A 15,566-nucleotide genomic window follows, 5' to 3' on the forward strand; every position below is an offset into this window, starting at 1 on the left:
CACGCGCCGCCGGCCCGCTCCGCTGATCCGATCGACGACGCCGCCCCCGTACGACCGTCCGTGTCGTATGGGGGCGGCGTCGTTCCGCGAGGGGAACGACACCCGGACCGGTTCGCCGCGCGGGCCTACGCCGCCAACGAATTCCCGGGTATTCCGACGTTTCCGTTGACATCAGGCCCTCGACGCTCAATGCTCCGGGACGTACGCCCAAAATTTGCCCACCACGCCCACTATTCGGGCATCACAGGCTGGAGCGCGAGTTCTTGTCCGATTCACGGGAGCAGCGACCTTCCGGCGCCCCGGGGAACGACGCCGTGGCGGCCACGTCCGATCCCGGGGACGGACGCCGCCTGTCCGGATGGTGCGATCTCCCGGGCTCGCGCCTCGCGCCCTCCATCGCGCGGCACTGGGTCGCGGCCATGCTGGACTCGTGGGACCTCGCGCTGCCCGCGGACGACCGGGCGACGGTCGCGGAGCTGACCAGCGAGCTGGTGACCAACGCCGTCCAGCACGCGAACCCGGGACCCTCGGGCGACCAGGAGATCCGGGTCAACGTCCGGGTCGCCTACGGCATGGTCTGGCTCACCGTCTGCGACCGGGACCCGACCCTGCCCGTGCGGCGGACGCCCGACTTCGTCGCCGAGTGCGGCCGCGGCCTGTTCCTGGTCGACGCCCAGGCCGACCAGTGGGGCTTCGTCCGGTACCACGGCGGCAAGTACGTCTGGTTCGGGCTGGAGTACCCCGCCCGCGCCGGTCGGGCGACCGCCCGGCGCCCGGAGCTCATCGTCGCCGTCGCGCCCGAACCGCCCGTCGTGCCCGAGCCGTCTGTCTCGCCCGACCCGTCCGTACCGCCATCGACAGAACAGGACCCGGTATGTCTCCCGTCGCCCTTCCCCATGCCCTCTGCGGCACCGGACCGCATCGGGTGATCGCGCTGCACGGCTGGTTCGGCGATCGCGACGCCTTCGCCAAGATCCGGCCGTATCTGAACGGGGAGGCGTTCACGTACGCGTTCCCGGACTACCGCGGCTACGGAGAGGCCCGGGACATCACCGGCGACTACACCCTCGCGGAGATCGCCGGCGACGTCATCACGCTGGCCGACAAGCTCGGCTGGGACGAGTTCTCGCTGGTCGGGCACTCGATGGGCGGAACGGCGATGCAGCGGGTGATGCTGGACGCGCCCGGGCGGGTCCGCAGGATGGTCGGCGTCTCGCCGGTCCCCGCCTCCGGCGTCCCGTTCGACGAGCAGGGCTGGGCGCTGTTCTCCGGCGCGGCGGACGAGGCCGGGAACCGCCGGGCGATCATCGACTTCACCACGGGCGGCCGTCTCCCGGGCGCCTGGCTCGACGAGATGGTGGACCACTCGCTGCGCGTCTCCACGGTCCCGGCGTTCCGCGCCTACCTGGACGCCTGGGCCCGTACCGACTTCCATGAGGAGGTGGTGGGCGACACCACGCCGGTGCTCGTCATCGCGGGCGCGCACGACCCGGCGCTGTCCGCCGACGTCATGCGGGGAACGTGGCTGGAGTGGTATCCCAACGCCGAGTTGGTGACGTTCCAGGACGCCGGCCACTACGCGCCGGACGAGACGCCGCTCGCGCTGGTGGCCGAGATCGAGCGCTTCCTGGCCGCCTGAGCGCCCTCCGGGCCGCCGGTACACCGGCCGCCCGGGAACGTTCCAGCCGTCCGAGGATCCGAGGGGGCATGTTGCCGGCCGAAGAACGAGACACCGCCGCCGTCCCGGCGAAACCCGCCGCGGATCTCGACGTGTTCGACCCGAACGTCTACGGGCGGGGTGTCCCGCACGAGACCTACCGCCGGCTCCGGAACGAGGACCCGGTGCACTGGCAGGAGGAGTACGAGGTCGGCGGCTGGCCGGCCGGTCCGGGATTCTGGGCCGTGACCCGCCACGCCGACGTCGTCCGCGTGCTGCGCGGTCCTACCGAGTACAGCTCGTGGATCGGGGCGACGCAGATCCGCGACCCGGACCCGGCCGACCTGCCGTTCATCCGCCGGATGATGCTGAACCTCGACCCGCCGGAGCACGGCCGGCTGCGGCGGATCGCGGCCAAGGTGTTCACGCCCCGCCGGGTCGAACGGTTCGCGGCCGACATCGAGCGCCGGGCGCGCCGGCTCGTCGACGACATCGCCGAACGCGGCGAGTGCGACCTGCCGGTCGACGTCACCGACGACTACCCCATCCAGAACCTCGCCGACCTGCTCGGGATCCCTGAAGAGGACCGCGACCGGATCCTGGGCTGGACCAACCGGGTGATCGGCTACCAGGACCCGGACCACGCCGAGGCCGCCCGCGGCCCGGACGGCAGGCCGGTGAACCCCCGGTCGCCCGCGATGCTGGCCGACATGTTCGAGTACGCGCACACGCTCGCCGACGCCAAGCGCCGGGATCCCTCGGACGACCTGATGACCGCGCTGGCGACCGCCGAGGTCGACGGCCGGCGCCTCAGCGATCCCGAACTCTCGATGTTCTTCTTCCTGCTGGTGATCGCCGGCAACGACACCGTACGGTCCGGCCTGCCGGGCGGGGTCATGGCGCTCCTCGACCACCCGGACCAGCACCGGCGGCTCCTCGATCAGCCGGAACTGCTCGACTCGGCGATCGACGAGATGCTGCGCTGGCATCCGCCCGTGCTCAGCTTCCGCCGCACCGCCGTACGGGACACCGTGCTCGCGGGACGCCCGATCGCCGCCGGGGACAAGGTCGTCGTGTTCCACGCCTCCGCCAACCGCGACGAGCGGGCGTTCGCCGATCCGGAGCGGTTCGACGTCGCCCGGCGGGCGGGCGACCACGTGGCGTTCGGCGACGGCCCGCACGTGTGCCTCGGCGCGCACTTCGCCCGCCTGCAACTGCGGATCTTCTACCGCGAGTTCCTCTGGCGGCTGCCGGACCTGGAGCCCGCCGGGCCGCCCGTGCGGCTGGTGTCGAACTTCATCGCCGGGATCAAGCACCTGCCCGTCCGCTACACGCCCGTACGACGGAGCGACGTGCGATGACCGACCGACCGCACCGCTCGGCGCCGCCCGGCCGCCCGCACGCCGGCACGCCGGCCTCCCCCGACGCCGGGCCGGCGTCCCCCGGCACGGAGCCGCAGCCGTCCCCCGCCACCGGGTCGAAGACCATCGACACCGGCCTGCGGCTCCTGGAGATCCTCCGGGACCATCCCGACGGCATGACGATCAGCGAGCTCGCCCGCGCCGCGGACGTGCATCGCAACGCCGTGGCCCGGCACCTGACCGCGCTGCGCAACCACCGCCTCGTCTTCCGGAGCGGAACGCGCTTCACACTGGGGCTCGGCATCGTCGAACTCGGCGCCGCCGTCCAGCACCGGCTGCGCGCCGCCGCCGAGGGAGCGCTCCAGTCGCTGGCCGACGACTGCCGCGCGACGGCGTTCATCAGCGTCCTGGACGCCGAGGAAGAGGTCGTCGTGCTGGCCGTCGCCGAACCGCGGGACTCCGACTTCCATGTGGCGTACCGGGCGGGCAAGCGGCACGCCGTGGACCGTGGCGCGCCGGGAATCGCCATCCTCGCCGGTCGGCCGCCCCATCCGGACGAACGGCCGATCGTGGACGAGTCCCGCCGGGTCGGCTACGCGGTCACCGCCGGCGAGCTGCAGTCCGGCGCGTGGGGCGTCGCCGCGCCGATCGTCACGAAGGGGCGGCCCGCCCAGGCGAGCATCGGCGTGGTGAAGATCGGAGTGCAGGACGAGTCCGCGATCGCACCGCGCGTCCTCACCGCGGCGAGCGAGATCGCCCGCCTGCTCTGACCGTCGGATCCCGAGCATGGCGCCTGCTCTGCCTCTCCGACCTGTGCCCGGATGAGGGCACGACCGGAGGTCTGCGGTTATCGTGCCGCTCATGCGCTTTGGGATGCTCGGTCCACTGGCCGTGTGGGCCGACGAGGGGCGGCCGGTGCCGGTGCCCGGGGCGAAGGTACGGGCGCTCCTGGCCGATCTGCTGGTGCACGCGGGACGGCCCGTCCCCGCCGACCGGCTGATCGACGACCTCTGGGGCGACCGGCTGCCCGGCAATCCCGCCGGCGCGCTGTCGGCCAAGGTCTCCCAGCTGCGGCGCGTCCTGGAGGACGCCGAGCCGGGAGCGCGCACCCTGGTGGTCTCCCGCCCGGCGGGATACCTCATCGCGGTCGACGACGACCGGCTGGACGCGCACCGGTTCAAGACCCTGACCCGCCGGGCGCGTACGGCCGCCGAGCCCGCCGAGACGGCGGCGGCCCTGGCCGGCGCGCTGGCGCTGTGGCGGGGCCCGGCGCTCGCCGACTTCGCCGACGAGGCGTTCGCGCAGGCGACCGCCGCCCGGCTGACGGAACAGTGGCTCACCGCGCTGGAGGACCACGCCGAGGTCCGGCTCGCCCTCGGCGAGCACGGCGCGCTCGTCGGCGAGCTCGGCGACCTGCTGACCGCGCATCCGCTCCGGGAGCGCCTCCGCGCCGCGCACATGCGCGCCCTGTACCGCGGCGGGCGGCAGACCGAGGCCCTGGAGAGCTACGAGCGGCTGCGCGCCGAACTCGCCGACGAGCTGGGCCTGGATCCCGGTCCGGACCTGGTCGCCCTGCGCCAGGCGATCCTCGAGCACGACCCCGCCCTGGAGGCGCCGCAGCCCCCGCGCGCCGGCGCCTCGCGCCGGCCGCGGACCAACCTGCACGCGCCGGCCAGCGAGCTGATCGGCCGCGACGAGGCCCTCGCGGCGGTGCGCGCCCGGCTGGCCACCGACCGGCTGGTCACGCTCACCGGGCCGGGCGGCGTCGGGAAGACGCGGCTGGCGCTCGAGGCCGCCGGCCGGCTGGTCGACGACTTCGCCGACGGCGTGTGGCTCGTGGAGCTGGCGGGCGTGTCCGGGCCGTCGGGGACCGTGCGTGAGGCGGCGGACGCACTGGCCGACGTGGTGCTGCGCGCGCTCGACGTCCGGGACGCCGCAGGCGAGGGGCGCCCCGTCGCGCCGGTCGACCGGCTCGCCGACGCGCTCTCGGCGCAGCGGCTGCTCCTGGTGCTGGACAACTGCGAGCACCTGATCGAGCCGGTGGCCGAGCTGACCGACCGGCTGCTGCGGGCGGTGCCCGGCCTGCGCGTCCTCGCCACGAGCCGCGAGCCGATCGGGCTGACCGGCGAGGTCGTGTGGAGCGTGCCGCCGCTGCGGATCCCCGCGCGGGCCGACGAGGCGGATCCGGCCGCGCTCGCGGAGTTCAGCGCGGTGCGGTTCTTCGTCGACCGGGCGACGGCGGCGGCGCGCGGGTTCCGGCTGGACGCGGACACCGCGCCGGCCGTCGCCGTGCTCTGCCGGCGGCTGGACGGCATCCCGCTCGCCCTGGAACTGGCCGCGACGAGGATGCGGGCCCTGGGCGTGCACGGCCTGGTCGCCCGGCTCGACGACCGGTTCCGGCTGCTGGCCACCGGCCACCGGGGCGCGCCACAGCGGCAGCGGACCCTCATGGCGATGATCGACTGGAGCTGGGAGCTGCTGTCCGACCCGGAGCGCACGGTCCTGCGCCGGCTCGCCGTACACGCGGACGGCTGCGCGCTGGAGGCCGCCGAGGCCGTCTGCTCCGGCCCCGACCTGCCCGCCGAGGAGGTGCTCGACCTGCTCGTGCGCCTCGTCGACCGGTCGCTCGTCGTCATGGCCGAGGACGGCGACGACGGGCCGCGCTACCGCCTGCTGGAGTCCGTGGCCGCCTACTGCGCCGACCGGCTCGCGGAGGCGGGCGAGCACGAGCGGGTACGCCGCCGGCACCGTCGCCACCACACGGAGCTGGCCGAGCGCGCCGAGCCGTACCTCTACGGGCCCGACCAGGCCCGGTGGCTGGACGTCCTCGACGCCGAGGCGGCCAACCTGCGGGCCGCGCTCGACGGCGCGGTGACCGACCGGGACGCCGAGTCGGCGCTGCGCCTCGTCAACGCGCTGGCGTGGTACTGGTTCCTGCGCGGCAGGCTGACCGAGGCGCGGCGGTCCCTCGAGGCGGCCCTCGCGCTCGACCACTCCGGCCGTGCGCGGCCGCACCGCGCCAGGGCCCTGGCGTGGCGCGCCGGCCTGGCCCTGCTGCAGGGCGACCGGACCGACTGGGCCGCCCGCAGGGCGGCGGCGCTGGAGCTGTTCACGGCCGACGACGACCCGGCGGTGACGGCGCGGGCGCAGTGGTTCCTGGCCTTCACCGCCGGCGAGGTCGAGGATCCCGCCGCGGGCGAGGAACTGCTCGACCGGGCCCTCACCGGCTTCGACGCGGCCGGCGACCGGTGGGGGCGGGCGGCCGCGCTCATCCTCAAGGCGAAGTACGCGCACGCCCGGGGCGAACTCGCGGTGCTGGAAGGCGAGGCCGAACGGGCGGCGCGCCTCTTCACCGGGCTCGGTGACCGCTGGGGGCAACTGCAGGCCGCCGAGTGGCTCGGCGCCCTGGCCGAGCTGACCGGCGACCACGAGCGGGCGGAGCGACTGCAGCGGCGGGGCCTGGCCGCGGCCGAGGAACTGCGGCTCTGGCCGGACGTCGCCGTACGGCTCGCCTGGCTCGGCTGGACCGCGATGATGCGCGGCGCGTACCCGTCGGCACGCGAGTACGGGCGGCGGGCGCTGCGGCTCGCCCTCGAACAGGGCCACCAGCCGGCCGCCGTGTTCGCGCGGACCACACTGGGCTACACGGCCCTGCGCGAGGGCGACCTCGACGTCGCCGAGGAGCACCTGGAGACCCTGCTGCGCGCGGTGCCCCGGGACGACCCCGACGCCGCGCCGCCGCTGCACCTGCCGATGCTGCAGACGGGCCTCGGCTTCGTGGCCGAGCACCGGGGCGACGCGGCCACGGCCCTGGCGTTCCACCGGGACGCCCTGGCCGCCGCGCTGCGGATGGGCGCGCCCCGCGACACGGCGGGCGCCCTCGAAGGCGCCGCCGGCGCGCTCGGCCTCGCCGGCGACCCCGCCCGGGCCGCCCGCCTGCTGGGCACGGCGGCCGCGCTCCGCCGGTCCTCCGGGCTGACCGCCGGCCCCGCCGAACGCGACCACGTCGACCGCGCCACGGCCCGGGTCCGCGCCGCGCTCCCGGAGGCGGAGTTCGCCGCCGCGTACGCCGAGGGCGGTTCCGCATCCCCGGCCGACTGCCTGGAAGAGGTCGTCCGGCTGGCCGAAGCCGTACGCGGCTGAGCTCGGTCGCCGTCGAGGCGAAGCGGGCCGTGCGCGGCTGAGCGCGGTGGGTTCAGGCGGGCCGGGCCGGCGTGGGCCGGTGGGCGTGGCCGAGCAGGGCCAGGGCGCGTGCGGTCTCGGTCGCGGTGAACGGCAGGCCGGGCCGGTGCAGCCGGATCCGGTCGCCGGTCGGGGTGGTGAGGGACAGCGTCTCCCGTTCGGTCCGGTCCCCCGCGTTCGGGACGAGACGGGCCTCCAGCAGCGCTGCCAGGGCGACCGGCAGCCGATGCGGGTCCTCGCCGGCCCAGGACGCCAGCAGGAGCGCGCGGGTGACCGGATCGACGAGTTCGCGCACGGTGGCCGGGCGGACCCGCACCGACCGGCCGCCCGCCGCGGTGAGCGCGTCGACCAGCGTGGGCGCGGTGACGGGCTCCGGCAGTTGGACGTGGAGTTCGTCGACGGTTCCGTCGGTGTCGGGCTGGGTGCTCAGCGACAGGATGTTGCCGCCGAGCGCGGCGGTGGCGGCGGCCAGCGCCGCGAGTTGTCCCGGCGTCTCGCGCACCCGCGCCCGTACCCGCCACAGCCGCGCCGCCGGCAGAGCGGCCTCCGGTGCGGGGCCGGTTCGCGAGGGCGAGGGGCGCCCGTGGTGGTCACGCCGGTGCGTCAGCCAGATGTGCGCCGACACGATGGCGCAGAGGACACCGCCGAGCACGACGAGCATGAGGGCGCCGGACCGGCGATGGCCCAGCGCCGTGGAGAACAGGTGCGCGATGCCCGCCGCCACGAACAGCGCCGCGAACTCGACGGCCTCCCGCCGCCAGGCCCGCCTGCCGTGACCGTGGGAGGCACCGACACGGTCGGTCGATCGGCCGTTCCTGATCTTCAATCCCATGGGGGCCACTCTGCGGAACCCGCGTTGCGCCCTGCGGTCGGCGCCGTGACGTCCAGGTAACCGAGCGGCCCTTTCCGTAAAACCCGGACGAAGCGGGATCGATGACAGTGACAACAACAATGCCTTACCGTGGGTGTCAGCGGATCGGCGACCCGGGGAGCGATGAGCGATGACGTACGGGGCGGACCTGGCGCGGCTGGAGTTCTGGGGGCGGCCGCAGGCCGAGCGCGAGCAGGCGTTCGCGGCGCTGCGGGCCACCGGGCGTCCGGTGTTCGTCGACTACGCGCCGGACGCGGCACAGCCGGTGAACGGGTTCTTCGCGCTGACCCGGCACGAGCAGATCATCGAGGTCAGCCGGAATCCGGAGGTCTTCAGCTCGGAGCCGACCGCGACGAGTCTCGACGACCCGCCACCCCTCCTGAGCGAGTTCACCGGATCCATGATCAGCATCGACGACCCCCGGCACGCGCGGCTGCGCCGGATCGTCTCCCGCGCCTTCACGCCCCGGATGATCAAAAAGTTCGAGGACGACGTCGCGCTGGTCGCCAGGAACATCGTGGACCGGCTGGTCGAGCGCGGGCCGTGCGACTTCGTCACCGAGGTGGCGATGCCGCTGCCGCTCACGATCATCTGCGCGATGATGGGAATCCCGGAGTCGGAGTACGACGGCGTGATCGACGCCACCAACCTCATCATCGGGGTGGGCGACCCCGACTACGTGGGCCCCGACGGGCAGGACCGGGTCTCGATGGTCGCCGAGCGGTTCGCCTACCTGCACCGCCTGATGGGCGAGCTCGCCGGGGAACGCCGGGCACGTCCGGCTGACGACCTGGTCACCGCCCTCGTCACCGCGAACGTCGACGGCGAGTCACTGACCGAACGCGAGCTGGGCAAGTTCTTCGGGCTCCTGGTCATCGCGGGGAACGAGACGACCCGCACGGCGCTGAGCCACGCCCTGACGTTGTTCACCGACCACCCCGACCAGCGGGCGCTGCTGATGGAGGACCTCGACACCCGGCTGCCCGGCGCCGTCGAGGAGGTCGTGCGGTACGCCACGCCGGTGACCTGGATGCGCCGCACCGTCACCCGCGACGTGGACCTGCTCGGGCACACCTACCGGGCCGGCGACCGCGTCGTCCTGTACTACAACTCGGCCAACCGCGACGAGGCCGTCTTCGACCGCCCGGACGTCTTCGACATCACCCGGACGCCCAACCCCCATGTCGGGTTCGGCGGGCCCGGTCCGCACTTCTGCCTCGGCGCGCACCTCGCCCGCCGCGAGATGACCGTGCTGCTGCGAGAGCTGTTCACCCGGCTGCCCGCCCTGCACGCCACCGCGCCGCCCGTCCGGCAGCGTACGAGCTTCATTAACGGGATCAGCCGGCTGCCCTGCGCCTTCTGAGGCCGCACACAGCGGATCAAATACGTGAATTCTGCGTTACACGCCGTGTCGTCCGCGCCGTCCGTCTTCGGGCGCGCCATGCTGTGAGTCCCCCTCTGATCGACACCTGTGCGAGGACCTCGATGCTCAGGCGCTCGCGGCTGTTCGGCCGCAAGACCCGTGTCACTTTCAGCCTTCCCCCCGACCAGCCGGACGGCGTCGTCAGCGTCGTCGGCGACTTCAACGACTGGGAGCCCGGCCGCCACGAGCTCATCAGGCGGCGGCACGGCAGGCGCACCGTCTCGGTGATCCTCTCCCCCGGCGTCCACCGGTTCCGCTACCTGGCCACCGGCGGCGTGTGGTTCGACGACGAGACCGCCGACCGCAGGGACGAGCACGGCTCCCTGATCGAGGTCTGACCCCACCTCCTTCACCGCCTCGACCACGACCCCGAGCAGCCGTCCCGGCCGCCCGGGGTCGTCGCTCAGCACCCTCGCTACGCGTGGGAGATCACTGGCAATCGCTGCTCTCTATCGTCAGTGGATGCCAGTGATCACGGAAGGCGTCGATCAAGAAGCCGGCTCGCGGGTCAGGCCGCTGCGCCGTGCCAGTGTCGCAGCGCCTGGTGGAGGCCGTCGGCGTCGTCGTGGTCGGCGGTGCGCAGCCAGGCGGTGTGACCGTCCGGCCGCAGGAGGATCGCGTGGAGGTCGGGCTGGTCGGGGCAGGTCGCGGGGACGATGTCGACGCGGTCCGCCCACCCTGCGGCCGACTCGCGGACGGCGCTTCCGCCGGTCAGGTCGAGCAGCAGGCCACGGCCCGAGGCGAGCAACTCGGCCAGGCTCGTGCGGCCGGCGTCCGTGGTCAGGGCGAGGTCGGGCGCCAGGCGGCCCAGCCAGGGATGGTCGGTGGCGGGGCGCATCTCGTAGCGGGTGTCCAGTCCGGTGATGGTCTCGGCGAAGGCGCGGTTGCCCGCGGGGTGGCCGGCGACGCGGGTGAGCAGGTCGGTGAGCGGCGCGAGCCGATCGTCGGCGTCGCCGAGCAGCACCTGGGCCCGGGTGTTGGCCAGCACCTGCGCGCCGGCGGTGTGGCGTTCGGCGTGGTAACTGTCGAGCAGGTTCGCCGGCGCGGTGCCGCGCACGGTGGCGGCGAGTTTCCAGCCGAGGTTGAACGCGTCGTCCAGGGCGACGTTGACCCCGATCGCCCCGGCCGGCGGATGGATGTGCGCGGCGTCACCGGCCAGGATGACCCTGCCCCGGACGTACTCGGCCGCCTGCCGGGCGGCGTCGCCGAACCGGGTCAGCCAGCGCGCGGCGCGCAGCTCGACGTGGCGGCCGAGCGCGTCATCCACGGCGGTCTGGAGCAGGTCGAGAGTGACCGGGGCGTCCTTGTCCGCGGGAGGCCGCCCGTCAGAGGTGATGACCCTGACGTAGCCGGGGCGGGGAATGACGAACACGGCCCCGCCGGGGCCGGTGGTCACGCCGAACGGCAACGCGTCGGGATCGGCGAGCTCGACATCGCCGAGCAGGGTGAAGCGGGTCGCCTCGGTGCCGGGGAAGTCGATGCCGGCCTGTTTGCGGACGGTGCTACGGCCGCCGTCGCAACCGACCAGGTATGCCGCCCGGACGCGGTACTCCCCGTCGCCGGTGGCGATGGTGGCGGTGACGGACTCGGGATCCTGTTCCAGGGCGCGCAGTTCGTGTCCGCGCCGGATGTCGGCTCCGAGGTCGAGGGCGTGCTCCTCGAGGATCTCCTCGACCCGGGTCTGCGGGATGCCCAGCGAGTACGGGTGGTCGGTATGCGCGCCCGCGAGGGTGAGCGTCACCGGTAGGCCGGAGAACGGGGCGTGCGGGACCTGCCAGCCCTCGCCGATGAACTTGTCGGCGAGGCCGCGCCGCGCCAGCAGGTCCAGGGCGCGGGCGTTGAGGTTGAAGCCCCGGCAGAAGCCCGGCCGCTGCGCGTGGCGTTCGACCATGACCGTGTCGACGCCGGCGACCCGGAGCTCAACGGCGAGCAACAGCCCGGCCGGACCGGCTCCGACGATCAACACCTCGGTCATCGGGTGGTTCCCTTCCGGTCTGTGGAGGCGGACCAGGTCCATCCCTGTTCGGTTCGCTCGACCTCGGGCCAGAACAGGCTGCCGTCGCGGATCTCCGCGATGGTCCGCCGTGTCCAGGCCAACTCGGCCTCCCAGGCGTGCAGCGCGCACTCGACCTCGATCATGAACAGCCGAGGGACCTGGCCGGAGCCGACCGTGTCGGCCAGCACCGTGTTCGTCTCCTCGATCCGCCGCTCCAGATGCCCGGCCCGTTCGGTCAGTGCCTCCGCCGCCCCGTCGGGACCGAGCGCGCCGAGGTAGGACACCGCGGCCATGAACTTGGGGTACTCCGCGACGGGCGTGCGGAGGAGTTCGTCGATCCAGCGGACGAATTCGCGCTGGCCGAGCTCGGTGGGCGCGTACACGGTCCGCTCCGGCCGCCTGCCCTCACGCGCCGTCTCCACCGGCTCGATCCAGCCATGCCGGACCAACGCCTCGACCGTGTCGTACAGCGACCCGGAGTTGACCTTGAAGCTGCTGTCCTTGTGCCGCTCCCGCAGGGTGGACGCCATCTCGTACGGGTGCATCGGCTGCTCTTGCAGCAGGCCCAGCACGGCCAGCGCCAGTGTGTTGGAGATCTTTCGCTTCGCCATCAGAATCACCGCCCCCTAATAGCCGGAACCTACTATAAGGCGTCGGCCATCGATGGCGAATCCGCCGACGCGGCCCGAGCGCCGTCGCCGTTCGTCGACGCGGCACATGGAGCCTCGGGCCGGGCCGGGCTACAGTGGAGGCCGCCGAGCCGGATGGACGCCGTATGGGGTATCTGCTGGACGCTGTGGCGATCCACGTGATCGGAGCCGTCAACCGGGTGGCGTTCCGGGTGTCCCGCGGCCGGGTCCTGCCGTACCGGTTCGACGGCACGCCGACCGCTCGCCTGACGGAGATCGACGAGGTCCCGCAGCTCGATCCGGTCGCCGTGGACCACCTGCGGGACGGCGACGACTATGTCGTCCTCGTGCGCGCCACCGAGGTCGCGTCGGACCGGGTGCGCGACCTGTGCGGCGCCGAAGACGTCACGTTCGAGGTCGAGGACGGCGGCTCCCGTACGGCCGTCGCCGTGGTCACCGACGGAGCGGACGGCGACGCGGAGGCGGCACGGCTCCGGGCCGGGATCGACGCCGGGCCGACCGCGCGCGAGGTGCGGGCCGAGGTCCTGCCGGTCGCCGATGGCGTGGAGCGGAGGGAGCTCACCGCACGCCTGCTCAGCAGCGCGTCACTCGACGAGCGGTACGCTTTGCGTAGCGAGAACCTGCTCCCCGTCGCCCGGCTGAGGCCCCGCGCGTCCGGCCGCCGCAGGATCGCGCGCCTGGGTTGAGGTCGTCAGGACGCCGCGTCGGCGGCGGAAGGGGCGTCGCCGCGGACCACATCGAGGTACTCGGCGATGGCGTCCCGGTTGCGGGTCAGGCAGGTGATGCGCTCGGTCATCCGGTCGCGTTCGCGCTCGAGTGTCGCGAGCATCTCCGGGGTCGCGTCCGGGAAGTGGATGGACCTCGGCTTGTCGAGGCAGGGCAGGATCTGCTTGATGATCCGCGTCGGCAGGCCCGCGTCGAGGAGCCCTCTGATCTGGATGACCCGGTCGACGAAGCGCGGATCGTAGTCGCGGTAGCCGTTCGCGCAGCGCGCTGAGACGATGAGACCCTGCTCCTCGTAGTAGCGCAGCAGCCGCCTCGACGTGCCCGTGCGTTCCGCCAACTCCCCGATGCGCATGTGCGCCACCTCACATGGTCCCGAGTTGACCGTCACATCAATGTGAAGGTTTGAGCATACGGGCATGTCCCTCCATCACGCATCCCCATCTGCCGATCCGGCCGCCGAAGGCCGGCGCCTCCCGCTGTCCCCGCTGCTGGCGCTGGCGACGGCCGTGTTCATCACCAGCCTGACCGAGACGCTCCCCGCCGGTCTGCTGCCCGGCATCAGCGCGGACCTCCACGTCAGCGAGTCGGCGGCCGGACAGCTGGTGACCGTCTACGCGCTCGCCACGGCGGCGACCGCGATCCCGCTGACCTCCGCGACGGCGGGGTGGCGGCGCAAGCGGCTGCTGCTGGCCGCGATGACGGGATTCGCCGTCGCCAACACGGTCACGGCCGTCTCGACGAGCTACCCCCTGACCATGGCGGCCCGCTTCGTGGCGGGGGTGGCGGCGGGCGTGGCGTGGGCACTGCTGGCCGGGTACGCCCGCCGTCTGGCCCCCGCTCACCTTCAGGGCCGGGCGCTTGCCATCGCCATGGCCGGCATCCCGATCGCCCTGTCGCTGGGCGTGCCCGCCGGGACCTTCGTGGGGAAGGCGCTGGGCTGGCAGACGGCCTTCTGGAGCATGACCGCGCTGACCGTCGTCCTCATCGCGTGGATCACCGCGTCGGTTCCCGACCATCCCGGCCTGCGGCAGCACGAGCGGACTCCGATCCTCGGCGCGCTCCGCGTCCCCGGTGTGGCGGCGGTCCTGGTCGTCACGTTGGTCTTCGTCCTGGCCCACACGATCCTCTACGCCTACATCGCCACGTTCCTCGACCGGCACGGAATGGGCGACTCGACCGACCTGGTGCTGCTGGTGTTCGGTATCGCGTCCCTGGTGAGCATCTGGGTCGTCGGCGTACAGATCCACCGACGGCTGCGCACCCTCACCATCGCCGCCACGCTCCTGGTCGCGCTGGCGGCCACCGTCCTCGCGCTGTTCGCCGACGATCCCGCGCCGGTGTACGCGGCGAGCGCCCTGTGGGGCCTCGGCTGGGGAGGCGTTCCGACCCTCCTGCAGACCGCCGCGGGCCAGGCGGGCGGTGAGCAGGGTGACGCGGCCCAGGCCATGCTCGTCACCTTGTGGAACGTCGCCATGGCCGGCGGCGGGATCGTCGGCGGCCTCCTGCTCGCGCGGTCCGGCCCGGGGTCGTTCCCCTGGAGTGTCCTCGTGCTCATGGCGCCGGTCCTGCTGGTGGTGCTCGCGGCCCGCGCCCACGGCTTCCGGGACGGCCACCCGGCCTCGGCTCCGCCGGCCGGCTCGCGGGAGGCCGTGCCGGATCCTCGGTGAGCCGACCCTCATGTCACACTTCGGCGCGGTATGTCGTCACTGGAACATGAGATTCGCCGTGGCTGGAGGAGAGCGGTCGTGACCGGAGCGCCGAGGAACGGTGACATGCCCGCCGGAGGCCGGTGGACGCAGGAGGACCTCGCCCGGGCCTTCGAAGCGGAACGGCCGCGCCTGCTGAGCGTCGCGTACGCGACCACCGGGTCCCTGGCCGAGGCGGAGGACTGCGTGCAGGACGCGTGGCTGCGGCTGCGCCGGCTCGAGGACCCGTCCACGATCCGTGAGCTGCCCGCGTGGTTGACGACCACCGTCGGCCGGCTGGCCCTGGACGCGCTGGGCAGCGCGCGCGTCCGGCGAGAGCGGTACGTCGGTCCGTGGCTGCCCGAGCCGCTGGTCGGGGACGCCCACGCGGACGATCCCGCCGATCGGGTGACGCTCGATGAAACGGTGAGCATGGCCCTGCTGGTCGTGCTCGAGCGCCTGTCTCCGGCGGAACGGACGGCGTTCCTGCTGCACGACGTGTTCGGGATTCCCTTCGACGAGGTCGCCGGCGTGGTGGGCCGCACGCCGGTGGCGGTGCGCCGGCTCGCCTCGCGGGCACGCAAGCACGTCGAGGACGGCCTGCCGCGGTTCCCGCCGACGTACGACGAACAGCGGGAACTCGTCTCCGCGTTCCTGTCGGCCTGTCAGGGCGGCGACCTGGACCGGCTCGTGGGCGTGCTCGACCCCGACGTCACCATGCGGGGCGACGGCGGCGGCAAGGTCCCGGCGGTGAGCCGGGTCGAGGGAGGCGCCGAGCAGGTCGCGCGCCTGCTGGTGGGGTTCATCGTCCAGCCGTCCGTCGAGGTACGGATCGCGGACGTCAACGGCGCGCCCGGGCTCATCATGCTGGACCCGTCCGGCGTGCTCACCGTCATGGCGTTCACCGTCGACGCCGGCCGGATCACCGCGATCGACGGGATCCGCAACCCCGACAAGCTGCCCGGCGTCCGGTTCTGACCGTCTCGTCCGCGCCGCCGGCCTCGACGAGGCCGGC

Annotated in this window: 14 protein-coding genes; 10 read left to right on the forward strand and 4 right to left on the reverse strand. The window is 73.6% G+C overall.

Annotated elements, in window-relative coordinates; all coding sequences use genetic code 11:
* Positions 1-263 precede the first annotated feature (263 nt).
* From AB0L00_RS43890 to AB0L00_RS43910, 5 genes are all read left to right on the forward strand, one after another.
* Complete coding sequence (locus AB0L00_RS43890) at positions 264-929, forward strand: ATP-binding protein (protein WP_364443824.1); 666 nt, start codon at positions 264-266, stop codon at positions 927-929.
* A complete protein-coding gene (locus AB0L00_RS43895; protein WP_364443827.1) occupies positions 875-1,639 on the forward strand; it encodes an alpha/beta hydrolase in 765 nt (254 codons plus the stop codon). The genes AB0L00_RS43890 and AB0L00_RS43895 overlap by 55 nt, the downstream gene beginning before the upstream one ends.
* A 68-nt stretch (positions 1,640-1,707) precedes the next feature.
* On the forward strand, positions 1,708-3,018 hold the full coding sequence (locus AB0L00_RS43900; RefSeq protein WP_364443829.1) for a cytochrome P450: 1,311 nt from the start codon (positions 1,708-1,710) through the stop codon (positions 3,016-3,018).
* Positions 3,015-3,788: a helix-turn-helix domain-containing protein gene (locus AB0L00_RS43905; RefSeq protein ID WP_364443831.1), complete on the forward strand. Its 774-nt coding sequence runs from the start codon at positions 3,015-3,017 to the stop codon at positions 3,786-3,788. The genes AB0L00_RS43900 and AB0L00_RS43905 overlap by 4 nt, the downstream gene beginning before the upstream one ends.
* A 91-nt stretch (positions 3,789-3,879) precedes the next feature.
* A complete protein-coding gene (locus AB0L00_RS43910) occupies positions 3,880-7,161 on the forward strand; it encodes a BTAD domain-containing putative transcriptional regulator (protein WP_364443833.1) in 3,282 nt (1,093 codons plus the stop codon).
* A 52-nt stretch (positions 7,162-7,213) separates the two neighbouring features.
* Here the strand turns inward: AB0L00_RS43910 and AB0L00_RS43915 are convergent, their stop codons facing one another.
* A complete protein-coding gene (locus AB0L00_RS43915; protein ID WP_364443835.1) occupies positions 7,214-8,032 on the reverse strand; it encodes a hypothetical protein in 819 nt (272 codons plus the stop codon).
* Between the two features lie 169 nt (positions 8,033-8,201).
* On the opposite strand from AB0L00_RS43915, the gene AB0L00_RS43920 reads away from it, so the two are divergent.
* Together AB0L00_RS43920 and AB0L00_RS43925 are read left to right on the forward strand one after the other, a co-directional pair.
* Entirely contained in the window at positions 8,202-9,434 is a 1,233-nt protein-coding gene (locus AB0L00_RS43920; protein WP_364443837.1) for a cytochrome P450, read from the forward strand.
* Between the two features lie 122 nt (positions 9,435-9,556).
* Positions 9,557-9,832, forward strand: a complete 276-nt coding sequence (locus AB0L00_RS43925; protein ID WP_345363197.1) for an isoamylase early set domain-containing protein — start codon at positions 9,557-9,559, stop codon at positions 9,830-9,832.
* A gap of 170 nt (positions 9,833-10,002) precedes the next feature.
* Here AB0L00_RS43925 and AB0L00_RS43930 read toward each other — a convergent pair whose 3' ends face one another.
* Positions 10,003-11,469: an FAD-dependent monooxygenase gene (locus AB0L00_RS43930; protein ID WP_364443840.1), complete on the reverse strand. Its 1,467-nt coding sequence runs from the start codon at positions 11,467-11,469 to the stop codon at positions 10,003-10,005.
* Positions 11,466-12,101, reverse strand: a complete 636-nt coding sequence (locus AB0L00_RS43935) for a PadR family transcriptional regulator (protein WP_364443842.1) — start codon at positions 12,099-12,101, stop codon at positions 11,466-11,468. Before AB0L00_RS43935 ends, AB0L00_RS43930 begins: the two co-directional genes overlap by 4 nt.
* A 164-nt stretch (positions 12,102-12,265) precedes the next feature.
* Between AB0L00_RS43935 and AB0L00_RS43940 the strand changes: the two genes are divergently transcribed.
* Positions 12,266-12,826, forward strand: coding sequence for a hypothetical protein (locus AB0L00_RS43940; RefSeq protein ID WP_364443843.1), 561 nt, complete (start codon positions 12,266-12,268; stop codon positions 12,824-12,826).
* A gap of 5 nt (positions 12,827-12,831) precedes the next feature.
* Here the strand turns inward: AB0L00_RS43940 and AB0L00_RS43945 are convergent, their stop codons facing one another.
* Positions 12,832-13,218 (reverse strand): MerR family transcriptional regulator, encoded by a 387-nt coding sequence (locus tag AB0L00_RS43945; protein ID WP_345363205.1) that lies wholly within the window; start codon positions 13,216-13,218, stop codon positions 12,832-12,834.
* 64 nt (positions 13,219-13,282) lie between these two features.
* On the opposite strand from AB0L00_RS43945, the gene AB0L00_RS43950 reads away from it, so the two are divergent.
* The gene (locus AB0L00_RS43950; protein ID WP_364443845.1) at positions 13,283-14,533 is read left to right on the forward strand and encodes an MFS transporter; all 1,251 of its coding nucleotides are present in this window, start codon (positions 13,283-13,285) and stop codon (positions 14,531-14,533) included.
* 78 nt (positions 14,534-14,611) lie between these two features.
* Complete coding sequence (gene sigJ, locus AB0L00_RS43955) at positions 14,612-15,529, forward strand: RNA polymerase sigma factor SigJ (RefSeq protein ID WP_364443847.1); 918 nt, start codon at positions 14,612-14,614, stop codon at positions 15,527-15,529.
* Positions 15,530-15,566: the final 37 nt, after the last annotated feature.

Source organism: Actinoallomurus sp. NPDC052308 (assembly GCF_040679195.1).
Classification (GTDB): Bacteria; Actinomycetota; Actinomycetes; order Streptosporangiales; family Streptosporangiaceae; genus Actinoallomurus; species Actinoallomurus liliacearum.